Annotated in this window: 2 protein-coding genes and 1 pseudogene; all 3 read left to right on the top strand. The window is 75.9% G+C overall.

Annotated features, from left to right (window positions below; genetic code table 11):
- Window positions 1-22 precede the first annotated feature (22 nt).
- Window positions 23-5,374, top strand: a complete 5,352-nt coding sequence (locus tag AQJ58_RS39310) for an SDR family NAD(P)-dependent oxidoreductase (RefSeq protein WP_107122273.1) — start codon at window positions 23-25, stop codon at window positions 5,372-5,374.
- A 36-nt stretch (window positions 5,375-5,410) separates the two neighbouring features.
- Window positions 5,411-21,193, top strand: coding sequence for a type I polyketide synthase (locus AQJ58_RS45235; protein WP_420712211.1), 15,783 nt, complete (start codon window positions 5,411-5,413; stop codon window positions 21,191-21,193).
- 97 nt (window positions 21,194-21,290) lie between these two features.
- Window positions 21,291-26,572: pseudogene (locus tag AQJ58_RS45780) on the top strand (type I polyketide synthase); the annotation flags it as partial.

Here is a 26,572-nt window from a genome sequence, read left to right as displayed (position 1 = left end):
TGCGCAGGAGCCGTCGTCGCATGTGGACTGGTCGGCGGGTGCGGTGGAGCTGCTGTCGGAGTGTGCGGAGTGGCCGCGTGTGGAGGGGCGGACGCGGCGTGCGGGTGTGTCGTCGTTCGGGCTGAGTGGTACGAACGCGCATGTGGTGCTGGAGGAGCCGCCGGTGGAGCCGGTGGCGGATCCGGTGCCGGTGCCGGTTGTCGATGGTGTGGTGCCGTGGGTGGTGTCGGGTCGTACGGCTGCGGCGCTGCGGGCGCAGGCCGGGCGGCTGGCGGAGTTCGTGGCCGGTGACGAGACGCTGGGTGCCGCCGAGATCGGCGGTGCGCTGGTGCGGTCGCGGTCGCTGTTCGAGCACCGGGCGGTCGTCTGGGGTTCGGACCGCACGGAGCTGCTGCGCGCGCTGGAGGCGGTCGCTTCCGGTGACGAAGCGCCCAACGCCGCTACCGGCATGGCCCGCCGCGAGGCGCGCACGGCGTTCCTGTTCGCCGGTCAGGGCTCGCAACGCCTCGCCATGGGACGGGAGTTGTACGACACCTACCCCGCCTTCGCGGACGCCTTCGACGCGGCCTGCGCCCACTTCGACACCGAAGTGCCGCGTCCGCTGCGGGAGGTGGTGTTCGGTGAGGACGCCGACCTGCTGAACCGGACGGAGTTCACCCAGCCGGCGCTGTTCGCGCTGGAAGTGGCCTTGTTCCGGCTGCTGGAGTCGTGGGGTGTGCGCCCGGATGTGCTGGCCGGTCACTCGATCGGTGAGATCGCCGCCGCGCACGTCGCGGGAATGTGGTCCCTCGCCGACGCGTGCCGTCTGGTGGCGGCGCGCGGCAGGCTGATGCAGGCGTTGCCGGCCGGTGGCGCGATGGTCGCGCTCCAGGCCGCCGAGGACGAGGTCCTGCCCCTCCTCGGTGACGAGGTGGGTGTCGCGGCGGTCAACGGCCCGCGGGCCGTGGTGATCGCCGGTGCGGCGGACGCCGTGGCGGAGATCGCGGACCGCTTCCGGGCCCTGGACCGCAAGGTGACGGCGTTGCGGGTGAGTCATGCGTTCCACTCGCCGTTGATGGAGCCGATGCTCGCCGACTTCCGCAAGGTGGCGGAGAGTCTGACGTACGAGCGTCCGAAGCTGCCGATGGTGTCGACGGTGACGGGTGAGGTGGCCTCGGCCGACGAGGTGATGTCGGCGGACTACTGGGTGGCCCATGTGCGTCGGCCGGTGCGTTTCGCGGACGCGGTCCGGGTGCTGGCGGGGCAGGGGGTCGGGCGCTGGGTGGAACTCGGCGCGGACGGTACTCTCACCGCTCTCGCCCAGGCCTGCCTCGACGACACCGGGGCCGTGGTGATGACGCCGGTGCTGCGCAAGGACCGGCCCGAGGCCGCCGCGCTCCTCGCCGCCGTCGCCACCCTGTTCGTGAACGGCGCCGACGCGGACTGGAGCACCCTCACGGGCGGCGACCGGGGCCCGACCCCGAACCTGCCGACGTACGCCTTCCAGCGCCGCCGTCACTGGCCGGACTTCACTGGCGTCACCCTCGGCGACCTCGGTTCCGCGGGCCTCGGCTCGGCCGAACACCCGCTGCTCGGCGCCGCCGTGCGGGTGGCCGGGAGCGAGGAGGCGCTGTTCACCGGACGGCTCTCCCTCAGGTCCCACCCGTGGCTTCGCGACCACGCGGTGACCGGCACGGTCCTCTTCCCGGGCACCGGATTCCTCGAACTCGCCCTGTGCGCGGCCGGACAGCTCGGCTACGACCGCGTCGAGGAACTGACCATCGCCGCCCCGCTGGTCGTGCCCGAGCGCACCGGACGACTGGTGCAGGTCAGGGTGGGCGAGCCCGACGAGTCGGACACCCGCACGGTGGAGGTGTACTCGCGCGCCGAGGACGCCCTCGACACCGACCCCTGGACGCTGAACGCCAGCGGCTCGCTGTCCGCCGACCCGGAGCCCGACACCGCGGCCCCCGACCTGACCGCCTGGCCCCCGCCGAACGCCGAGGCCGTCCCCATGGAGGGCTTCTACGACCGCTTCGCCGAGGCCGGATTCGCCTACGGGCCGGTCTTCCAGGGTCTGCGCGCCGTCTGGCGGCGCGGTGAGGAGGTCTTCGCCGAGGTCGGGCTGCCCGACGAGCACGATCGACTCGCGGGCGACTTCGGTCTGCACCCGGCGCTCCTGGACTCCGCCCTGCACGCGATGATGTTCGTCTCGCTGGCCGATGCCGGCCAGGGCAGGCTGCCGTTCTCCTGGAGCGGTGTGTCGCTGCGCGCGTCCGGCGCGCGGTCCCTGCGCGTCCGCATGGTGCAGGCCGGTCCCGAAGCCGTCGCCCTGCAACTGGCCGATCCGACCGGCGGCACGGTCGCCGCCGTCGAGTCGCTGCTGCTGCGCCAGGTGTCCGGCGACCTCGCCGCGCGCGCCGAGGCCGACGGACACCGTGACGGCCTCTTCCAGGTGGACTGGACGAAGGTGTCGCCGACCGAGCGGGACGCGGCCTCGGCGGGCGCCCTCGCGGCGGTCGGCGCCGTCGGCCCCGTACCCGGCGCGGTGTCGTACCCGACCCTGGCCGAACTGCCGGCCACCGTGCCCGCGACCGTGCTGTTCGCCGCGGGCGGCGGCCTGGGCGCCGACGGTGACGCGGCGGCCGCCGCCCGCGTCGCCACCGGTCGTGTCCTGGACGCCGTACGGTCCTGGCTCGCCGACGAGCGGTTCGAGGAGTCGCGCCTGGTGGTCGTCACCGAAGGGGCGGTCACCCTGGACGGAACGGCTCCCGACCCGGCCCTGGCCGCGGTGTGGGGCCTGGTACGGGCCGCGCGCGCCGAGGCACCCGACCGGTTCGCCCTGGTCGACACCGACGGCACGGAAGCGTCTCGTGCCGTGCTCGCCCAGGCCCTCGGCACCGGCGAACCGGAGCTCGCGCTGCGGGACGGCGTGCCGCACGCGCCGCGCCTCGGCCGCGTCCCGACCGGGGACGGGCTCCCGCTCCCGGCCGGTGCACCGGCCTGGCACCTGGACAGTGTGGAGAAGGGCACCCTGGACAACCTGGCCCTGACCCCGTTCCCCGAGGCCGCGGCCGAGTTGACGGAGGGACAGGTCCGTATCGCCGTCCGCGCCGCGGGCGTCAACTTCCGCGACGTGCTCAACGCGCTCGGCATGTATCCGGGCGAGGCGGGCCTGCTGGGCGGCGAGGGCGCGGGCGTGGTGACCGAGGTCGGTCCGGGTGTGTCCCACCTGGCCGTCGGCGACCGGGTGTTCGGCATGTTCCCCGGCTCCTTCGGGCCGGTGGCGGTGGCGGACGCGCGGACGGTCGCGCGGGTGCCCCGGGGCTGGTCGTTCGCCGAGGCGGCCTCCGTGCCGATCGTGTTCCTGACCGCGTACTACGCGCTGACCGACCTCGGGGCCGTCAAGCCCGGCGAGTCGGTGCTGGTGCACGCGGCCGCGGGCGGTGTGGGCATGGCCGCGGTGCAGCTGGCGCGGCACCTGGGTGCCGAGGTGTTCGGCACGGCGAGTGCCGGCAAGTGGGACACCCTGCGGGCCCTCGGCCTGGACGAGGGGCACATCGCCTCCTCACGTGACCTGACCTTCGAGTCGGCGTTCCTCGCGGCGACCGGTGGCGACGGCGTGGACGTCGTCCTGGACTCGCTGGCCGGTGAGTTCGTGGACGCGTCACTGCGGCTGCTGCCGCGCGGTGGCCGGTTCCTGGAGATGGGCAAGACCGACGTCCGGGACCCGGAGACGGTCGCCGCCGAGCACGCGGGAGTGCAGTACCGGGCCTTCGACCTGTGGGAAGCCGGTCCGGAGCGGATCGGCCGGATGCTGGCCGACCTGGTGGCCCTGTTCGAGGCGGAGGTGCTCCAGCCCCTCCCGGTCACCTGCTGGGACGTACGCAGGGCTCCGGACGCCTTCCGGTACCTGTCGCAGGCCCGGCACGTCGGCAAGGTGGTCCTCACGGTCCCGGTGCCGCTGGACCGGGACCGCACGGTCCTGGTCACCGGTGGCACGGGTGGTCTGGGCGCGCTGGTGGCCCGCCACCTGGTGACCGAGCACGGGGTACGGCGTCTGCTGCTCGCCAGCCGACGCGGCCCCGATGCGCCGGGAGCCGCTGAACTCCTCGCGGAGCTGGCCGCCTCGGGCGCCGAGGTGGAGGCCGTGGCGGTGGACGTCGCCGATCGCGACCAGCTGGCCGCTGCGCTGGACGGACATGTGCTGACCGCCGTGGTCCACACGGCCGGCATCGTCGACGACGGTGTCGTGGCCTCGCTCACCCCCGAGCGGCTGGCCGAGGTCATGCGGCCCAAGGCCGATGCCGTGGCGCACCTGCACGAGCTGACCCGCGACGCGGATCTGTCCGCCTTCGTGGTCTTCTCCTCCGTCGCGGGGACGTTCGGCAGCGCGGGTCAGGCCAACTACGCGGCCGCCAACGCCTTCCTGGACGCCTTCGCCGCCCGCCGCCGCTCGGCCGGTCTGCCGGCCGTCTCCCTCGCGTGGGGCGCGTGGGCGCCCGGCGCGGGCATGACCGCCGACCTGACCGAGGCGGACCTGCGCCGCATGGCCCGCGGCGGCATGCGGCCGCTCACCGCCGAGCAGGGGCTCGCCCTCCTCGACACGGCGGGGCTCGTGGCCCCCACGGCCCCCGCGCACCGGGCTCTCCTGCTGCCGGTGAACCTCGACCTCCAGGCGCTGCGGGCGCACGCCGAGGCCGTACCGCCGCTGCTGCGCGGCCTGGTGCGGGCACCGGCGCGGCGGGCCGCGCAGACGGCGGCCGGGGCCGGTGCGGAGCGGCAGGACCTCGGAGCCCTGCTGGCGGCCCTCGCGCCGGCCGACCGGGAGCAGCACCTCGTCGATCTCGTCTGTGCCCAGGCGGCGGCCACCCTCGGCCACGCCTCGGCGGACGAGATCGAGCCGGACCAGGCGTTCAAGGAACTGGGGTTCGACTCGCTCACCGCCGTCGAACTGCGCAACCGGCTCAACGCGGCCACCCGGCTGCGGCTTCCGGCGACGTTGGTGTTCGACCACCCGACGCCGACGGCGCTGGCGGCGCACCTGCTGGAGGGGATCACCCTGCCGGAGGCGTCCGGCACGGGTGCGGGCGAGGGCCCGGGCGCGGCCGTGCAGGCGGCGCCGCTCCTGGTCGAACTGGACCGGCTGGAGGCGGCGCTCGCCGCCGCCGCGGTCGGCGGGGACGACCACGCGACGATCACTTCCCGGCTCCAGCGGCTGACGGCGAAGTGGCAGGAGAAGACAACGAAGGGCGGCGGTGCCGGACACGACAACGGCACCGGCTCCGGGGGTTCCGGAGCGGCGCTCGCCGACGTCGACGACGGGGAACTGGACTCCGTCGAGACGGCGGACGAGCTGTTCGACCTGATCGACAAAGAACTCGGGATGTCGTGATCAGCCGCGGGAAACCGTTGGCATCGGCTCAGGGATGTGGCGTTGGTGGCTGAAGACGGCAAGACGGACGACAAGTACGTCGAGTACCTCAAGCGGTTGACCGCGGAACTGCGGCAGACACGCCGGCAGTTGCGGGAGGTGGAGGAACGCGACCGGGAACCGATCGCGATCGTGGCGATGAGCTGCCGCTACCCCGGCGGGGTGGAGAGCCCGGAGGAGCTGTGGCGGCTCGTCGACGAGGGCGGGGACGCCATCTCCGGCTTCCCCGCCGACCGCGGCTGGGACGTCGAGGCGGGCTACGACCCCGACCCCGACAACCCGGGCACCTTCTACGCGCTCGGCGGCGGCTTCCTGCACGAGGCGTCCCGTTTCGACGCGGACTTCTTCGGGATCTCGCCGCGTGAGGCGCTGGCGATGGACCCGCAGCAGCGTCTCCTGCTGGAGATCTCCTGGGAGGCGTTCGAACGGGCCGGGATCGCCCCGGCCGCCGTGCGCGGCAGCAGCACCGGCGTCTTCGTCGGCGCCGCCACCTCCGGCTACGGGGCCGGCGTGAGCGAGTTCCCGGACGGGGTGCAGGGCCTGCTGCTGGCGGGCAACGCCACCTCGGTCGCCTCCGGCCGCATCGCCTACACCCTGGGCCTGGAAGGGCCCACCGTCACCGTCGACACGGCCTGCTCGTCCTCGCTCGTCGCCCTGCACTGGGCGTGCCAGGCGCTGCGCCGCGGCGAATGCGACCTCGCGCTCGCGGGCGGTGTCGCCGTGATGGCCACCCCGGCGATGTTCTACGAGTTCAGCCGGCAGCGCGGGCTGGCCGCCGACGGCCGCTGCAAGGCGTTCTCCGACGACGCCGACGGCACCGGCTGGGCGGAGGGCGCCGGCATGCTGCTCGTCGAGCGGCTCTCGGACGCCCGCCGCCTGGGCCACCCGGTCCTGGCCGTCGTCCGCGGCACCGCGATCAACTCCGACGGCGCCTCCAACGGCCTCACCGCCCCCAACGGCCCCTCCCAGCAGCGGGTCATCCGCGCCGCCCTGGCCAACGCGGGACTCACCCCCGCCGAGGTGGACGCCGTCGACGCGCACGGCACCGGCACCTCGCTCGGCGACCCGATCGAGGCGCAGGCCCTGCTCGCCGCCTACGGCCAGGACCGCGAACAGCCGCTCTGGCTGGGATCCCTGAAGTCCAACATCGGGCACACCCAGTCCGCCGCCGGTGTCGGCAGCATCATCAAGATGGTCGAGGCGATGCGGCACGGCGTGCTGCCGCGCACCCTGCACGTCTCCGAGCCGTCCCGGCACGTCGACTGGTCGACCGGAGCCGTGCGCCTGCTCACCGAGCCCGTCGACTGGCCCGAGGCGGGCCGCCCGCGCCGCGCCGGGGTGTCCTCGTTCGGCATCAGCGGCACCAACGCGCACGCCGTCATCGAGCAGGCTCCCGCCGCCGGAGCGGACGAGCCCGCGGCCCCCGCCGCGGAGCCTGCCGCCCCCGCCGCCGAGCCCCGGACGCTGCCCGTCGTGCCGTGGCCGGTGTCCGCGCGCAGCGAGGAGGCGCTGCGGGCGCAGGCCGCCCGGCTGCTGGGCCGGCTGCGGGCCGGCAGCGAGCCGCCGCGCCCGCTGGACGTCGGCCACGCCCTCGCCACCAGCCGGGCCGCCCTGGAACACCGGGCGATCGTCCTCGCCGGCGACCACGACACCGCCGTACGCGAACTGACCGCGCTCGCCGACGGCCAGGCCGGCGCCGCGACCGTCCTGGGCCGCACCGTGCGCGGTGCCACCGCGTTCCTGTTCGCCGGTCAGGGCTCCCAACGGCTCGGCATGGGCCGCGAGCTGTACGACACCCATCCCGTCTTCGCCGCGGCGTTCGACGCCGTGGACGCCGAACTGCCCTTCAGCCTGCGGGAGATCGTCTTCGGCGAGGACGCGGACCGGCTGAACCGCACCGAGTACGCGCAGCCCGCGCTCTTCGCCCTCGAGGTGGCGCTGTTCCGGCTGCTGGAGTCGTGGGGTGTCACCGCGAAGTTCCTGCTGGGCCACTCCGTCGGCGAGCTGGCGGCCGCCCATGTCGCCGGCGTGTGGTCGCTGGCGGACGCCTGCCGTCTGGTGGTGGCGCGCGGCCGGCTGATGCAGGCCCTGCCCGAGGGCGGGGCGATGGCCGCGCTCCAGGCCACCGAGGAGGAGGTGCTGCCGCTGCTGAACGACCGGGTCGGCATCGCCGCCGTCAACGGGCCCCGCGCGGTGGTCGTCTCCGGTGCCGCCGACGCCGTGGAGGAGACGGCCGCGCACTTCCGTGCCCTGGGCCGCAAGGTGACGGCCCTGCGGGTCAGCCACGCCTTCCACTCCCCGCTGATGGAGCCCATGCTCCAGGAGTTCCGGGCGGTCGCCGAGAGCCTCACCTATCACCAGCCCCGGCTGACGCTCGTCTCCGACATGACCGGCGAGGTCGCCCGCCCGGCCGACCTGTGCTCACCTGATTACTGGGTCCGGCACGTCCGCGAGCCCGTCCGGTTCGCCGACGGGATACGGCTGCTGGCCAAGCGCCGGGTGGCCCGCTTCGTCGAGCTGGGCCCCGACGGCACCCTCACCGCCCTCGCACAGGGCTGCTTCGAGGGCGAGGCGCCGGCCGCCGTGCCCACGCTGCGCAAGGACCGGCCCGAGCCCGCCGCGCTGATGGCGGCGGTCGCCGGCGCCTTCGCCCACGGCGCGCCCGTCGACTGGCCGGCCGTGTTCGCGGGGACCGGCGCCCGGGCCGTGGACCTGCCCACGTACGCCTTCCGCAGGGAACGCTTCTGGCTGGAGCCCACTCCGCCGTCCGCCGCGGTCGGCCCCACGGGCGACACCGGCGCCGCGGACACGGGCTTCTGGACGGCCGTCGCGGACGAGGACATCGCCGCCCTCGCCGACACCCTGGACGTCGACGAAGGGCTCGTGCGCCCCCTCGTACCCGCCCTGTCGTCGTGGTGGCGCGGACGGCGGGAGCTCGGCCGGGTCGACCGGCTGCGGTACCGCGTCGCCTGGCACCCCCTCGATCCGGCCTCCGGCGGCACGCTCACCGGACAGTGGCTCGTCCTCGCCCCCGCCGCAGCGGCGGACGGCCCGCAGGCCGGCACCGTGACCGACGCGCTGACGGCGGCCGGGGCCGACGTCGTGCTCCTGGAGTACTCCCCCGACGAGGAGCGCGCCGAGCTGGCCGCCCGGCTCACCGGCCTCGCCCCCTGCGCCGGCGTCCTCGCCCTGCCCGTCGAGGACGACCAGGCGTCACCGGCCGACGCACTGCTGCGCACGCTACGGCTGGTGCAGGCGCTCGGCGACGCCGAGGTGAGCGCACCGCTGTGGCTCGCCACCCGCGGCGCGGTGGCCACCGCCCGCTCCGACGACGCCCCCGAGCCGGCCCAGGCCGCGCTGTGGGGCCTGGGCCGGGTCGCCGCACTGGAGCTGGCCGGCCGGTGGGGCGGCCTCGTCGACCTGCCGCCCACCGTCGACCGGCGGGCCGGGGCCCGGCTCGCCGCGGTGCTGGCCCGGCCCGGCGACGAGGACCAGCTCGCCGTGCGCGCCTCCGGCGTCTTCGCACGCCGTCTGCTGCACGCCGAGGACGCGGCCGCCCCGCAGACCGGCGGCAGCGGCTGGCAGCCGCGTGGCACCGTCCTGATCACCGGCGGCACCGGCGCGCTGGGCGCCCGGGTCGCCCGCTGGGCCGCCGAACAGGGCGCCGAACACCTCGTCCTGACCGGCCGGCGCGGCCCCGACGCACCCGGCGCCGCCGATCTGACGGCCGCGCTCACCGCGCTCGGCGCCCGTGTGACGATCGAGGCCTGCGACGTCGCCGACCGCGCGGCCGTCGAGGACCTGCTCGCCCGCCACACCGTCGACGCCGTCGTCCACGCGGCCGGCGTCACCGACACCCTGCCGCTGCCCGACCTCGACGCCGACCGCCTCCGCCCGGTCGTCGCCGCCAAGGCACACGGCGCCGCCCACCTCGACGCCGTGCTGCGGGCCCAGGGCGACCGCCCGCTCGACGCGTTCGTGCTGTTCTCCTCCATCGCCGGCGTGTGGGGCAGCGGCGGCCAGAGCGCCTACGCCGCCGCCAACGCCTACCTCGACGCCCTGGCCGAACAGCGGCGCGCCCGCGGCGCCACCGCCACCTCCGTCGCCTGGGGGCCCTGGGGCGAGGGCGGCATGGCCGCCGAGGACGGCGCCGAGGAGTACCTGCGCCGACGCGGCCTGGCGGCCCTCGACCCCGACACGGCACTCGCCGCGCTCCGGCGCGTCCTCCAGCAGGACGCCACCGGCCAGGTCGTCGCCGACGTCGACTGGTCACGGTTCGCCCCCGGCTTCACCAGCACCCGTCCCAGCCCCCTCCTCGCCGACCTGCCCGAGGCACGGGACGCGCTCAGCACCGGGCGGACCGAACCGGACGACGGCGGAACGGCCGCGGCCCTGCGCGGACGCCTGGCGGGCCGCCCGGCCGCCGAACGCACCCGCGCCCTCCTGGAGCTGATCCGCACCCACGCCGCCGCCGTCCTCGGCCACACCGACGCGACGCTGCTGGAGACCCGGCGCGCCTTCCGCGACTCGGGCTTCGACTCCCTGACCGCCGTCGAACTGCGCAACCGCCTCGCCGCCGAGACCGGCCTGGCCCTGCCCGCCACGCTCGTCTTCGACCACCCCACCCCCGTCGACCTCGCCGCGTTCGTGCACGGCGAGCTGTTCGGCGACACCGGGGCCGCGGACTCCGACGCCACGGGTGGCGCGGTACGCGGGGAGCGCGCCGCCGACGACCCGATCGTCATCGTCGGCATGGGCTGCCGTCTGCCCGGCGACGTGCGAGGCCCCGACGAGCTGTGGCAGCTGGTCGCCGCCGGACGGGACGCGATCACCGAGTTCCCCGCCGACCGCGGCTGGGACCTCGACGCGCTCTACGACCCCGAACCGGGCCGCCCCGGCACCAGCTACACCCGGCACGGCGGATTCCTCACCGGCGTCGGTGACTTCGACCCGGCCTTCTTCGGCATCTCGCCGCGCGAGGCCGTCGCCATGGACCCCCAGCAGCGACTGCTGCTGGAGACCTCCTGGGAGGCGCTGGAGCGCGCCGCCATCGCCCCGGGCGCCCTGCGCGGCAGCCGTACCGGCGTCTTCATGGGCTCCAACGGCCAGGACTACCCGGCCCTGCTGCTCAGCACACCCGACGCCGGCGACGGCTACCTCGGCACCGGCAACGCCGCCGCCGTGGTCTCCGGCCGTATCGCCTACGTCCTCGGCCTCGAGGGACCGACCCTCACCGTCGACACCGCCTGCTCGTCCTCGCTCGTGGCCCTCCACCTCGCGGTGCAGGCGCTGCGCGCGGGCGAGTGCGACCTCGCCCTCGCCGGCGGCGTCACCGTCATGTCGACCCCGGGCGCCTTCCTGGAGTTCAGCCGGCAGCGCGGGCTGGCGGCGGACGGCCGCTGCAAGGCGTTCTCCGACGACGCCGACGGCACCGGCTGGGCCGAGGGCGTGGGCGTGCTCGTCGTGGAGCGGCTCTCCGACGCCCGCCGGGCCGGGCACCCGGTGCTCGCGGTGGTCGCCGGTTCCGCCGTCAACCAGGACGGCGCGAGCAACGGCCTGACCGCCCCCAACGGGCCCGCCCAGCAGCGGGTCATCCGCGCCGCCCTGGCGGACGGCGGGCTGACCCCGGCCGACGTGGACGCGGTGGAGGCGCACGGCACCGGCACGACCCTGGGCGACCCGATCGAGGCCCAGGCCCTGCTGGCGGCCTACGGCCAGGACCGCGAACACCCCCTGTTCCTGGGCTCGTTGAAGTCGAACATCGGGCACAGCCAGGCCGCCGCCGGTGTCGCCGGCATCATCAAGATGGTCATGGCGATGCGGCACGGCGTGCTGCCGCCCACCCTGCACGCCGAAGCCCCCAGCACCCATGTCGACTGGTCGGCGGGCGCCGTGGAACTGCTCGCCGAGAGCACGCCCTGGCCCGGCGGCGACCGGCCGCGCCGCGCCGGAGTCTCCGCGTTCGGCGTCTCCGGCACCAACGCCCACGTCATCGTCGAGCAGCCCGCGGACGACCAGCCGTCACCGGCCGACGACCAGCCGCGTGACGCCGCGCCGCGGGAGGCCGAGACCGGCGCCCCGCTGCCCTGGGTGATCTCCGGCGCGTCCGAGAACGCCCTGCGCGAGCAGGCCGAACGGCTCCTCGACCACGTAGCGGCCCGGCCCGGCCTCACCGCCGCGAGCCTCGGCCTCGCCCTCGCCACCACCCGTACCGCGCTCGAACACCGCGCCGTCCTGCTGGGCGCCGACCGGGCCGAACTGCTGGCCGCCCTCACCTCCCTGGTCCAGGGCGAGCCCGGCGCCGCGGGCGTCACCGGCCGCTCCCGGCCCGACGGCCGCACGGCGTTCCTCTTCGCCGGCCAGGGTGCCCAACGGGCAGGCATGGGACGGGAGCTGTACGAGACGTACCCGGTCTTCGCGGACGCCTTCGACGCCGTCTGCGCGCAGGTCGACGCCGAACTGCCGCGCCCGCTGCGGGAGATCGTCCTCGGGGACGACACGGAGGCCCTCGGCCGCACCGAGTTCACCCAGCCCGCCCTGTTCGCGCTGGAAGTGGCCCTGTTCCGGCTGCTGGAGTCGTGGGGTGTGCGCCCGGACGTGCTCGCGGGCCACTCCATCGGTGAGATCGCCGCCGCGCACGTCGCGGGCGTGTGGTCGCTGGCGGACGCGTGCCGTCTGGTGGTGGCGCGCGGCCGGCTGATGCAGGCCCTGCCCGAGGGCGGGGCGATGGTCGCCGTCCAGGCCACCGAGGAGGAGGTCCTGCCGTTCCTGGACGACACGCGGGTCGGGATCGCCGCCGTCAACGGCCCCCGGGCGGTGGTCGTCGCCGGGACCGCCGACGCCGTGCGGGAGGTCGCGGACCGCTTCCGCGCCCAGGACCGCAAGGTCACGGCCCTGCGGGTGAGCCACGCCTTCCACTCCCCGCTGATGGAGCCCATGCTGGCCGGCTTCCGTGAGGTCGCGGAGAGCCTGACGTACGAGCGTCCGCACCTGCCCCTCGTCTCGACGGTCACCGGCGAGCCCGCCACGGCCGAGGAGCTGTGCTCCCCCGAGTACTGGGTCCGGCACGTCCGCCGACCGGTCCGCTTCGCCGACGCGGTCGCCGCCCTGGAGTCCGAGGGCGTCACCCGCTTCCTGGAGCTGGGCCCCGACGGCACCCTCACCGCGCTGGCCCACGCCTCGCTCACCGACGGCGAACCGGTCGCGGTCCCGGCCCTGCGCCCCGACCGCCCCGAGCCCGTGACACTGCTCGCGGCGACCGCGACCCTCCACGCCCACGGCGCGGACGTCACCTGGTCCGCGTTCTTCCCCGCCGAGCGCCCTGCCGAGCTGCCCACCTACGCCTTCCAGCACGGCCGCTACTGGCCGCGCACGGCCGGCGGACCCCTCGGTGACCTCCGCTCGGCGGGGCTCTCCGCCGCCGGGCACCCGCTGCTCGGGGCCGCCGTCACCGTCGCCGACAGCGGGGCCGCGCTCTTCACCGGACGGCTGTCCACCCGGCTCCAGCCGTGGCTGGCCGACCACGTCGTCTCCGGTTCCGTCCTGCTGCCCGGCACCGCCTTCCTCGAACTCGCCCTCCACGCGGCGGACCGCGTCGGCTGCGCCCAGGTGGAGGAACTCACGCTGCACGCACCGCTGGTGCTGCCCGCTGAGGGAGCCGCCCAGCTCCAGGTCACCGTCGGCGCCCCGGACCCGGAAGGGCGCCGCGAGATCGGCGTGTACGCGCGCCCCGCCGACGGCTCCGACACCGACGGACCCGACGACGAGCCGTGGACCCGGCACGCGAGCGGCACCCTGCTGCCCGAGCCCGCCGGGCCGGCCGCGGAAACGGACGCACGACCGCCCGCCGAGGCCACCGCGATCCCCACGGACACCCTCTACGACCAGCTGGCGGAAACCGGCCTGTCGTACGGGCCGCTCTTCCGCGGACTGGCCCGCGTCCGGCAGCACGGCGACGACCTGTTCGCCGAAGCAGGCCTCCCCGACGAGGCCGCCCAGGACGCCCGCCGCTACGGCATCCACCCCGCCCTGCTGGACTCGGTGCTGCACGCCCTCGCCACCGCCCCGCCGGCCACCGGCGGCACGGCGGCGGGGGAGCCGGCCCCGGGCCTGCCCTTCTCGTGGACCGGCGTCACCCTGCACGCCACCGGCGCGGCACAGCTGAACGCCCGCCTGCGGACGACCGGCAACGGCTCGGTCACCCTCGACCTGGCCGACCCCTCCGGCGCACCCGTCGCCACCGTCGGCTCCCTCAGCCTGCGCGCCCTCACGGCACCGGCCGGCGGAACGGGGGACACCCCGCACGCGGACCTGCTGCACCGCGTGGACTGGACGCCGCTCCCGCTGGACGGAGCCGCGTCGGCGTCACCGGCACCCCTGCCGTCGTCCCTGCCGGCCACCTTGCCGACGACCGGCGCCGCGGCCGGAGAGGACGTGCTGATCCGCCTGGCACCCCCGGCCGGCGACGCCGCGGAGGCGGTGCGCACGGCCACCGTGCACGCGCTGGAACTGGTGCGCGCCTGGCTGACCGAGGAGCGCTACGAAGGCGCCCGTCTGGTGGTCGTCACCGAGGGCGCGGTCGCGCTCGACGCGACGGCCCCCGATCCCGCCCTGGCCGCGGTGTGGGGTCTGGTGCGGGCGGCACGGGCGGAGAACCCGGGGCGGTTCGCGCTCCTCGACCTCGACGGTGCCGACGCGTCGTGGGCGGTCGTCCCGGCCGCGCTCGCCTCGGACGAGGCCGAGGTCGCGGTCCGCGCCGGCACCGTCCTCACGCCGCGTCTGGCCCCGGCCGCCACCGGCCGCGACCTCGCCCCTCCCACGGGGGAGGCGGCCTGGCGGCTGGCCATCGCGGAGCAGGGAACCCTGGAAGGACTGGCCCTGCGGCCGGCCCCGGAGGCGGAAGCGGACCTACCCCCCGGTCACGTCCGCATCGCCGTGCGGGCCGCCGGTGTGAACTTCCGTGACGTGCTCAACACGCTCGGCATGTATCCCGGCGACGCGACGGACTTCGGTCTGGAGGGCGCCGGACTGGTGACCGAGGTCGGTCCCGGAGTCACCGCTCTCGCCGTCGGCGACCGCGTGATGGGCCTGTTCTCCGGGTCGTTCGGACCGGTGGCCGTGGCGGACGCCCGCACGGTGGCCCGGATCCCGGCCGGCTGGACGTTCGCGCAGGCCGCCTCCGTGCCCCTCGTGTTCCTGACGGCGTACTACGCGCTGACCGACCTGGGGGCGTTGGAGCCCGGCGAGTCGGTGCTGGTGCACGCGGTGGCCGGCGGTGTGGGCATGGCCGCCCTGCAACTGGCCCGGCACCGGGGCGCCGAGGTGTTCGGCACGGCGAGTGCCGGCAAGTGGGACACGCTGCGCGGCCTCGGACTGGACGACGCACACCTCGCCTCCTCCCGCGACACGGACTTCGAGTCGGCCTTCCTCGCCGAGACCGGCGGCCGCGGCATGGACGTCGTACTGGACTCCCTGGCCGGCGAGTTCGTCGACGCGTCACTGCGGCTGCTGCCGCGCGGCGGCCGGTTCCTGGAGATGGGCAAGACCGACATCCGTGACGCGGAGACCGTCGCCGCCGAGCACGCGGGCGTGGTCTACCGCGCCTTCGACCTGTGGGACGCCGGTCCGGAGCGGATCGGGCACATGCTGTCCGACCTGGTCGCCCTGTTCGAGGAAGGGGTGCTCGAGCCCCTACCCGTCACCTGCTGGGACGTACGGCAGGCCCCCGAGGCGTTCCGCCACCTGTCCCAGGCCCGGCACGTGGGCAAGGTGGTCCTCACCGTCCCCGCGCCGCTGGACCGCGAGGGCGGGACGGTGCTGGTGACCGGTGGCACGGGTGGTCTGGGCGCGCTGGTGGCCCGTCATCTGGTGACCGGGCACGGGGTACGGCGTCTGCTGCTGGCGGGCCGTCGTGGCCTCGATGCGCCGGGCGCTCCCGAACTCGTCGCCGAACTGGGCGAGTCGGGTGCCGAGGTCGAGGTGGTGGCCCTGGACGTGGCGGACCGTGACCGGCTGGCCGATGTGCTGGCCGGGCGTTCGCTGACCGCCGTGGTCCACACGGCGGGTGTCCTGGACGACGGCGTGGTGTCCTCCCTGACCGAGGAGCGACTGACCGCGGTCATGCGGCCGAAGGTGGACGCGGTGACGCATCTGCACGAGCTGACCCGGGACGCCGACCTGTCCGCGTTCGTCGTCTTCTCCTCCGTCGCGGGGACGTTCGGAGGTGCGGGTCAGGCCAACTACGCGGCCGCCAACGCCTTCCTGGACGCCTTCGCCGCCCGCCGCCGTACCGCCGGTCTGCCCGCGGTGTCCCTCGCCTGGGGCCCCTGGGCGCCCGGCGCGGGCATGACCGCCGAGCTGACCGAGGCGGACCTGCGCCGCATGGCCCGCGGCGGCATGCGGCCGCTCGCCCCCGCGCAGGGCCTCGGTGCCCTGGACGCGGCCCTGCGACGGACCGAACCCGTCCTCGTGCCCCTCGCGCTCGACCGGCGCGTGCTGCGGGACCGGCAGGCGGTGGCGGCCCTGCCCGCCATGCTGCGCGGCCTGGCCGTCGCCCCGGCCCGCCGCACCGCGGCCACGACGGACGGCGCCGACGCCGGGCAGAGCTTCCGGACCCGCCTCGCCGCGCTCGGACAGCCGGAGCGGGAGACGGCGGTCCTGGACCTCGTACGCACCCAGACGGCCCTGGTGCTGGGCCACACCGGCCCCGACACCGTGGAGGCCGGCCGGGACTTCCGCGGCCTCGGCATCGACTCGCTGACCGCCGTCGAACTGCGCAACCGCCTCAACGCGGCCACCGGACTGCGCCTGCCGGCCACCCTGGTGTTCGACTACCCCTCGCCGCAGGCGCTCGCCCGCCACATCGGCGCCGAACTCCTCGACACCCAAACCCCGGCCGCCGCGACCGCTCCCGCGCCGACGGCCCCGCGTGCCGCCGACCCGGCCGACGACGACGCACGGATCGCGATCGTCGGCCTCGGCTGCCGCTTCCCCGGGGGCGTCCGCGGACCGGAGGACTTCTGGCGCCTGCTCGCCGACGGCGTGGACGCGATCGGCGGACCGCCCGCCGACCGCGGCTGGCACGCGGACGGCGTCCAGGGCGGATTCCTGTACGACGCCGCCGAGTTCGACGCGGACTTCTTCGGGATCTCGCCGCGCGAGGCGGTGTCCATGGACCCCCAGCAGCGACTCCTGCTGGAGATCTCCTGGGAGGCGCTGGAGCGGGCCGCGATCGACCCGCGGGGCCTGCACGGCTCCCGTACCGGCGTGTTCGTCGGCACCAACTACCAGGGGTACGGCTCGGCCGCGCACGACGTCCCCGAGGACGCGCGCGGACAGCTCCTGACCGGGCACGCCGCCAGCGTGGCCTCCGGCCGCGTCGCCTATGTGCTCGGCCTGGAGGGCCCGGCGGTCACCGTGGACACCGCCTGCTCGTCCTCCCTCGTGGCCCTGCACTGGGCGGCCCAGTCGCTGCGGTCCGGCGAGTGCGACCTGGCGCTCGCCGGCGGTGTCACGGTGATGGCCACACCGGGCGCGTTCGCCGAGTTCGACCGGCAGGGCGGCCTCGCGGGCGACCACCGCTGCAAGGCCTTCTCGGACGACGCCGACGGCACCGGCTGGGGCGAGGGCGCCGGAATCCTCCTGCTGGAGCGGCTCTCGGACGCCCGCCGCAACGGCCACCCGGTGCTCGCCGTGGTCCGCGGCAGCGCCGTCAACTCGGACGGCGCCTCCAACGGACTGACCGCGCCCAACGGGCCCTCGCAGCAGCGCGTCATCCGCGCCGCGCTGGCCGCGGGCGGACTCACGCCCGCCGAGGTCGACGCGGTGGAGGCGCACGGCACCGGAACCGCACTCGGCGACCCGATCGAGGCCCAGGCCCTGCTCGCCACCTACGGACAGGACCGCGAACAGCCCCTGTGGCTCGGGTCGGTGAAGTCCAACATCGGCCACACCCAGGCCGCCGCCGGGGTCGCCGGCGTCATCAAGACCGTGCTGGCGATGCGGCACGGAACGCTGCCGCGCACCCTGCACCTCACCCGGCCCACCACCCACGTCGACTGGACGTCCGGCCGGATCGAGCTGCTCGCCGAACCGGTGGCCTGGCCGGCCACGGGACGCCCGCGGCGCGCCGCGGTCTCCTCCTTCGGCATCAGCGGCACCAACGCCCACGTCGTCCTGGAGCAGGGCGCGGGAGAGGACATGACGCAAGAGGCCGGCGAACCCGCCGAGCCGCAGACCGCCGGGCCGGTCGCCTGGCCGCTGAGCGGACGATCGGCCGCCGCCCTGCGCGGGCAGGCCGAGCGGCTGCGCGCCCGCCTGACCGCCGACCCCGAGCCGACCCCCGCTGACGTGGCGCACTCCCTCGCCACCGGCCGCGCGGCCTTCGAACACCGGGCCGTGGTGGTCGCCGAGGACCGCGCCGGCCTCCTGGCCGCGCTCGCCGCGCTCGGCCGCGACGAGGACACCGCCGCGGTGGTCCGCGGGCGCACCGGAGCACGGGGCCGCACGGCGTTCCTGTTCAGCGGCCAGGGCTCCCAGCGGCCCGGGATGGGCGGGGAACTCCTCGCCCGCTTCCCGGTGTACGCCGAGGCCTTCCACCGCGTCTGCGCCGCGTTCGCCCCGCACCTCGACGTGCCGCTGGCCGACGTCGTCCTCGCCCCCGAGGGCACGGAGCGGGCCGGACTGCTGGACCGCACCGCCTACACCCAGCCCGCCCTGTTCGCCGTCCACGTGGCGCTCTACGAACTGGTGCGCTCCTGGGGGGCCGTACCGGACGCGCTGATGGGGCACTCCATCGGCGAGCTGTCCGCCGCCCATGTCTCCGGAGTGCTGTCGCTGCCGGACGCGTGCGCCCTGGTCGCGGCCCGCGGCCGGCTGATGGAGGCGCTGCCCGAAGGCGGCGCGATGACCGCCGTACAGGCCTCCGAGGACGAGGTGGCGCCGCTGCTCGCCGGACGCGACCAGCACATCGCGGTCGCCGCCGTCAACGGGCCCTCGGCGCTGGTCGTCTCCGGTGACGAGGACGCCGTCCGTGACATCGAGGGACATTTCGCCGCGCTGGGCCGAAAGACTAGGCGTTTGCGGGTCAGCCATGCGTTTCACTCGGCGCATATGGACGCGATGCTTGCGGAGTTCGAAGAGGTCGCACGCGGCGTGCGCTACGCCGCGCCCGCGATCCCGATCGTCTCCAACGTGACGGGCGACCGGGCCACCGAGGCCGAACTGACCTCGCCGGACCACTGGGTGCGGCATGTGCGGCAGACCGTGCGCTTCGCGGACGGCGTACGCCGCCTGCGCCAGGACGGCGTCGGCACCTTCGTGGAACTCGGGCCGGACGGCTCGATGACCGCGATGACCCTCGACAGCCTGGCGGAGCCCGCGCACCACGACCCGCAGGAACCGGCCGACGCGGCCGTCGCCGTGCCCGTGCTGCGCCGGGGCCGGCCGGAGCCGGTCGCCGCCCTGCTGGCCGCGGGCGCCCTGTACGTGCGGGGGCTGGCCGCCGCGCCGACCGGGCTGACCGGTCCGGCCCGCACGGTGGACCTCCCGACGTACGCCTTCCAGCGCGACCGCTACTGGCTCGCGGCCGCCCAGCCCACCGCGGCCGGGGCGCCGGACGACGGCGAGCGCGTCGACGACGAGTTCTGGGCCGCCGTCGAGCGCGGCGACCTCGGCGGACTGACCGAGCGCCCCGACCTCGGCGACGACACCCCGCTCAGCGAACTGCTGCCCGCGCTGTCGACCTGGCGGCGCCGCCGCCGTGAGCGCGCCACCCTCGACTCCCGCGCCTACACGGTCCTCTGGCGTCCGGTGCCGGACGGCCCGCCGCCGGTGCTGTCGGGCACCTGGCTGCTGGCCGTGCCCGCCTCCCGGGCCGACGACCCCTGGACGGACACCCTCACCGAGGGCCTGACCGCGCACGGCGCCCACATCGTGCCGCTGGTCGTGGACTGCGCCCTCACCGACCGGACCGCCCTCGCCGACCACCTGCGCAAGCTCCCCGAACCGGACGCCGTACGCGGCGTGCTGTCGCTGCTGGCACTCGACGAGGAGCCGGTGGCCACCGCGGACCGCGCGGCAACCCCCGCAGGCCTCGCCGCGCTGCTCGCCCTGACCCAGGCGCTCGGCGACCTGGAGATCGGCGCCCCGCTGTGGGCCGCCACCGTCGGCGCCGTCGCCGCCACCGACCGCGAGAGCGTCACCTCGCCCACCCAGGCCGCCACCTGGGGCCTGGGCCGGGTCGCCGCGCTGGAACACCCGCAGCGCTGGGGCGGTCTCGTCGACCTCCCCGCCACCCTCGACGGGCGGACCGCCGAACGGCTCGCGGCCCTGCTCTCCGGCACCACGGGAGAGGACCAGACCGCCGTACGGGCCGCAGGCGTCTTCGCCCGCCGCCTCGTGCACGCCCGGCCCGCCGACCCCGCCGCCGACGCACCCGAGTGGAACTGCGCGGGCGAGACCGTGCTGATCACCGGCGGCACCGGCGCGCTCGGCGCCCGGGTCGCCCGCCGGCTCGCCGCACGCGGCGCCCGGCACCTGGTGCTGGCCGGCCGCCGCGGCCCCGACGCCGAAGGAGCCGAGGCGCTCCGCGCCGAACTGGCCGCGCACGGTACGACGGTGACGCAGGCCGCCTGCGACACCGCGGACCCCGACGCCCTGGCCGCCCTGCTGGCCGAACACCCGGTCGACGCCGTGGTGCACGCCGCCGGAGTCCTCGACGACGGACTGCTGCAGTCGCTCACCCCCGAGCGACTGGAGGCGGTGCTGCGGCCGAAGCTGGCCGCCGCCCGCAACCTCGACCGGCTCACCCGCGACCGCGCCCTGTCGGCGTTCGTCCTGTTCTCCTCCTTCGCCGGCACGGTCGGCTCGGCGGGCCAGGGCAACTACGCCGCCGCCAACGCCTACCTCGACGCCCTCGCCGCCCGGCGCCGCGCCGAGGGCCTGCCCGCCACCTCCGTGGCCTGGGGCCCGTGGGCCGGCGGCGGAATGGCGGCCGCCGACGCCGACGCGGAGGCACGCCTGCGGGGCGGCGGGATCGTCCCGCTCGACCCGGACACCGCGCTCGCCGCCCTCGACCGGGCGGTGGCCGGTGCGGACGCCGCGCTGACCGTCGCCGAGCTGACCTGGGACCGCTTCGTGCCCGGTTTCACCGCCGTGCGCCCCGCACCGCTCCTCGCCGAACTGCCCGAAGCCGAGGCCTTCCTCCGCCAGGCGCGGGACGGCGACGGCGGCGCCGGGGCGGAGAGCGGCGCCCTGCGGACCCGGCTGGCCGGGCTCGCCGAAGCCGAGCAGGAACGGCTGCTGATCCACCTGGTCCGCGGCCATGTCGCCACGGTCCTCGGACACGCCTCCGCCGACTCCGTCGACGCCGACCGGGCCTTCAGCGAACTCGGCTTCGACTCGCTGATGGCGGTGGAACTGCGCAACCGGCTCGGCGTCGCGGCCGGGCTCCAGCTGCCCGCCACCCTCCTGTTCGACCAGCCCACCCCGCGCGTCCTCGCCCGCCACCTGCGGTCCCTGACCGCGGCCGAAGGCGGCGGAGCGCCCGCGCTGGACGCCCTGGACCGGCTGGAGGCCGCTCTCGCCGGGCTCGCCGAGGACGACGCCGGCCGCGGCCGCATCGCCTCCCGCCTGCTGGCGCTCGCCACCCGCTGGAACGGCCAGGGCGAACCGTCCGCCGAGCGGACGGGCGACGAAGGCGGCGACCTCCAGGACCGGATCGAGACGGCCGGCGCCGAGGAGATCTTCGCCCTCATCGACAACGACCTGGGCCTGTCATGACCGGCACCACGAGCACGGCCACCGCCACGACCGACACGACCCGCCAGGTGGGGGAGTACGCGTGAACGAGCAGGAAAAGCTCCTCAGCTACCTGAAGAAGGTCACCGGAGACCTGCACGAGACCCGCAGGCGGCTGCGGGAGGCCGAGTCCGCCTCCCGCGAACCGGTCGCCATCGTCGCGATGAGCTGCCGCTTCCCCGGCGGCGCCGACTCGCCCGAGGAACTGTGGCGGCTGCTCGCCTCCGGCGGCGACGCCGTCACCGAGTGGCCCACCGACCGGGGCTGGAACCTCGCCGACCACTACGATCCCGAACCCGGCCGCCCCGGGAAGACGTACAGCACCTGCGGCGGCGCCCTCGCCGGAGCCGGCGACTTCGACGCCTCCTTCTTCGGCATCTCGCCGCGCGAGGCGATGGCGATGGACCCCCAGCAGCGGCTGCTCCTGGAGATCTCCTGGGAGGCGTTCGAACGGGCGGGCCTGGACCCCACGACCCTGCGCGGCTCCCGCACGGGCGTCTTCGCCGGCACCAACGGCCAGGACTACCCGGCCCTGCTGATGGCCTCCCAGGAGACCCTGGAAGGACACGTCGGCACCGGCAACGCCGCCAGCGTCGTCTCCGGGCGCATCTCCTACACCCTCGGCCTGGAGGGCCCCGCCGTCACCGTCGACACCGCCTGCTCCTCCTCCCTGGTCGCCCTGCACCTCGCCGTACGGGCGCTGCGGTCCCGGGAGTGCGACCTGGCCCTCGCCGGCGGCGTCACCGTGCTGTCGACACCGGGCCTCTTCATGGAGTTCAGCAGACAGCGGGGCCTCGCCCCCGACGGCCGCTGCAAGGCCTTCGCCGAGGCCGCCGACGGCACCGGCTGGGCCGAGGGCGCCGGCATGCTGCTGGTGGAGCGGCTGGCCGACGCCCGCCGCCTCGGGCACCCGGTGCTCGCCGTCGTCCGGGGCAGCGCCGTCAACCAGGACGGCGCCTCCAACGGACTGACCGCCCCCAACGGCCCCTCCCAGCAACGCGTCATCTGGCAGGCCCTCGCCGACGCACAGCTGTCCACCGCCGACGTGGACGCCGTGGAGGCGCACGGCACCGGGACGACCCTCGGCGACCCGATCGAGGCCCAGGCCCTGCTCGCCACGTACGGGCAGGACCGCGAGACGCCGCTCTGGCTCGGGTCGGTGAAGTCCAACATCGGGCACACCCAGGCCGCGGCCGGCGTCGCCGGTGTCATGAAGATGGTCCTGGCCATGCGGCACGGACTGCTGCCCCGCACCCTCCACGTCGACCGGCCCACCACCCACGTCGACTGGAGCGCGGGCCGCGTCGAACTCCTCACCGAGGCACGCCCCTGGCCCGCCGCCGAACGGCCGCGCCTGGCCGGTGTGTCCTCCTTCGGCGTCAGCGGCACCAACGCCCACGTCATCCTCGAACAGCCCGTCCCCGAACCGGCCGACCCGGCGACCCCCACCCCGCCCGACGCCGTACCGGCGCGCACGCTCGCGTACGCCGTCTCCGGCCGCGGCGCCACCGCCCTGCGGGCCCAGGCCGCCGCCCTGCACGCCCGGCTGCGCACCGACGAGACGGTGGCCCCGCACGACCTCGCCTGGTCGCTGGCGGCCACCCGGTCCGCGTTCGAACACCGCGCGGTCCTGCTCGCCGACGACCGCGCCGAACTGCTGCGCGGCCTGGAGGCGCTGGCGGCGGGCTCCCCGGCGGCCGGTCTCGTCCAGGGCGTGGCCGACGTCGACGGCCGCACCGTCTTCGTCTTCCCCGGCCAGGGCCCCCAGTGGCCCGGCATGGCCACCGAACTCCTCGACACCGACCCGGACTTCCGCGACCACTTCAGCGCCTGCGCGTCCGCCGTCGAACAGTACGTCGACTGGTCCGTCGAAGCCGTCCTGCGCGGCGCCGACGGCGCCCCCACCCTCGACCGCGTGGACGTCGTCCAGCCCCTGCTGTTCGTGACCATGGTGTCGCTGGCCCGGCTGTGGCAGTCCCGCGGCGTGCGCCCCGACGCCGTCGTCGGCCACAGCCAGGGCGAGATCGCCGCCGCCTGCGTCGCCGGCGGCCTCACCCTGGACGACGCGGCCCGTGTCGTCGTCCTGCGCAGCAGGGCCATCACCGCCCTCGCCGGACGCGGCGGCATGGCCTCCGTGCTGCTGCCGGTCACCGACGTCCAGGAACGGCTGGCACGCTGGGAGGGCCGGCTGTCGGTCGCCGCCGTCAACGGCCCCGCCGCCGTGGTCGTCTCCGGCGACGCCGAGGCCGTACGCGACCTGTGCGCCGACCTCACCGCCGCCGGCGCGCAGGCACGGCAGATCCCCGTCGACTACGCCTCCCACTCCGCACAGGTCGAGGAGATCCACGAGCGGCTCCTCGCCGACCTCGCCGCCGTCCGGCCACGCACCGCCGACGTGCCGTTCTTCTCCACCGTCACCTGCGACTGGCTCGACACCGAGCGCCTCGACGCCACCTACTGGTACGACAACCTGCGCCGCACCGTCCGCTTCGCCGACGCCGTACAGGCCCTCGCCGCGCAGGACTTCCGCGCCTTCGTCGAGTCCAGCCCGCACCCCGTGCTCACCGCAGCCGTCCGCGACACCCTCGACCAGGACGGCCGCACCGGCACCGTCGTCACCGGGACACTGCGCCGCGGCGAGGGCGGCCCCCGCCGCTTCCTCACCTCCCTGGCCGAACTGAGCGTCCGCGGCGCGGTCCCCGCCGACCGCACCGCCCCGGTCGCCACCGGCACCCGCGTCGACCTGCCCACCTACGCCTTCCAGCGCCGCACCTACTGGCCCACCCCCGCCCAGCTCGCCGCTTCCGCGCCGACCGCCGGCACGGACCTCGACGCCCGCTTCTGGGAGACCGTCGAGAGCGGCGAGACCGCCCCGCTGGCCGCCGCCCTCCACCTCGACCAGGACACCCTCGCCACGGTCCTGCCCGCCCTGAGCGACTACCGCAGGCGCAGCCGCGAGAACGCCACCGTGGACGCCTGGCGGTACCGCGTCACCTGGAAACCCCTGCCCCCCACCCCCGCACCCGTCCTGCACGGCAGCTGGCTCGTCGCCCTGCCCGCGACGCACCAGGACCCCGACCACCCCCGCCACGGCCTCACCGCCGCCGTCGTCGACGCCCTCGCCCGCGCGGGCGCCGACCCCGTCACCGTCGCCGTCGCCCCCCACGACGGCCGCGACCGCGTCGCCGAAGCCCTGAAGGCCACCGGCCTGGACCGGCCCCAGGCCGTGCTGTCGCTGCTCGCCCTCGACGAGGAGGAGTACGACGGGCTGCCCGGCCTGCCCCGCGGCTTCGCCGCCACCGTCTCCCTCGTCCAGGCGCTCGACGACCTCGGCCAGGAGGCACCCGTCTGGTTCGCCACCCGCGGCGCCGTCGCCACCGGCACGACCGAGACCGTCGACACCCCGGACCAGGCCCTCGTCTGGGGCTTCGGCCGCGTCGTCGCCCTCGAACAGCCGCAACGCTGGGGCGGCCTGATCGACCTGCCCGCCACCCTCGACCCCGCCGCCGCCGAACGCCTCACCGCCGCCCTCGCCGGGGTCGGCCTGGAGGACCAGCTCGCGATCCGCGACACCGGCCTCCTCGCCCGCCGCCTCACCCGAGCGGCGACGGGCGGCCTCGGCAACGGCCGGGACTGGACCCCCACCGGCACCGTCCTCGTCACCGGCGGCACCGGCGCCCTCGGCCGCCAGGTCGCCCGCAAGCTCGCCCGCCAGGGCGCCCCGGGCCTCCTCCTGGTCAGCCGCACCGGCGCCGACGCCCCCGGTGCCGCCGAACTCCGCAGCGAACTCACCGCACTCGGCGCCGGACACGTCGACATCGCCGCCTGCGACATCGCCGACCGCGACCAGCTCGCCGCCCTGCTGGCCACCGTCCCCGCCGAGCGGCCCCTCACCGCCGTCTTCCACACCGCCGCCGTCCTGCGGGACGGCGTCGTCACCACCCTCACCCCCGACCTGCTCGCCGAGGTCCTGCGGGTGAAGGTCGGCGGCGCCCGCAATCTCGACGCCCTCACCACCGGGCTCGACCTCTCCGCATTCGTCCTCTTCTCCTCGACCGCCGGCACGATCGGCGCCCCCGGCCACGCCAACTACGCCCCCGGCAACGCGCTCCTCGACGCCCTCGCCCAGCAGCGGCGCTCCCGCGGACTGCCCGCGACCGCCATCGCCTGGGGTCCGTGGGCCCACGGCGGCATGGCCGAGGGCTCCGTCGGCGAACGCCTCCAGCGGCACGGCGTACGCCCCATGGACCCCGACCTCGCCCTCGGAGCCCTGCAACAGGCCCTCGACCACGAGGACACCACCCTCGCCGTCACCGACATCGACTGGGACCTGTTCGCCCACGCCTACACCACCGCCCGGCCCCGCCCCTTCCTCGACGACCTGCCCGACGCCCGGCGCGCCCTGACCGCCCGGCGCGGCCCCGACCACGACCCCCGGCACACCGCCGACGGCGACGCCCACGACACCGGCGACCTCATCCGGCGACTCGCCGCACTCCCCGAGGCCGAACAGCGCTCAGCCTTCGGGGAACTCGTCCGCGCCCACGCCGCCGTCGTCCTCAACCACACCGGACCGCAGGACGTCGAACCGACCCGCTCCTTCCGCGAACTCGGCTTCGACTCGCTCACCGCGGTGGAACTCCGCAACGCCCTCAGCGCCGCCGTCGGCCGCCCCCTGCCCGCCACCCTGGTCTTCGACTACCCGACCCCCACCGCCCTCGCCGAACACCTCCGCGCCGCCGTCGCCCCGGCCACCGGGAACACACCGGACACCGCCCTCGCACTGCCGCGCGCGACCGACGACGACCCGATCGTCATCACCGCGACGAGCTGCCGCTTCCCCGGCGGGGCCGACACGCCCGAGGACTACTGGCGGCTGCTCGCCGACGGCACCGACGCCATCACCTCCTGGCCCGACGACCGCGGCTGGGACGTCGACGCCCTCTACGACCCCGAGCCCGGCGTCCCCGGCCGCGCCAGCACCCGCGGCGGCGGATTCCTCGATCGCGTCGCCGACTTCGACCCCGGCTTCTTCGGGATCTCGCCGCGTGAGGCGCTGGCGATGGACCCGCAGCAGCGGTTGCTGCTGGAGCTGGCGTGGGAGGCGTTCGAGCGGGCCGGGATCGACCCGACGACCCTGCGCGGCTCGCGCACCGGCGTCTTCGCCGGCACCAACTACCAGGACTACGCCTCCCGCCCCCTCGACCCCGCCACGGCAGAGGAGGTCGCGGGCCACCTCGGAACGGGCAACACCGCGAGCGTGATGTCCGGTCGGGTGTCCTACACGCTGGGCCTGGAGGGTCCTGCGGTGACGGTGGACACGGCGTGCTCGTCGGCGCTCGTGGCCTTGCATCTGGCGGT

The sequence above is a fragment of the Streptomyces sp. DSM 15324 genome, assembly GCF_001514285.1.
Classification (GTDB): Bacteria; Actinomycetota; Actinomycetes; order Streptomycetales; family Streptomycetaceae; genus Streptomyces.
Note: the sequence above shows the minus strand (reverse complement) of the source record. Positions and strands in the feature narration are given on the sequence as shown.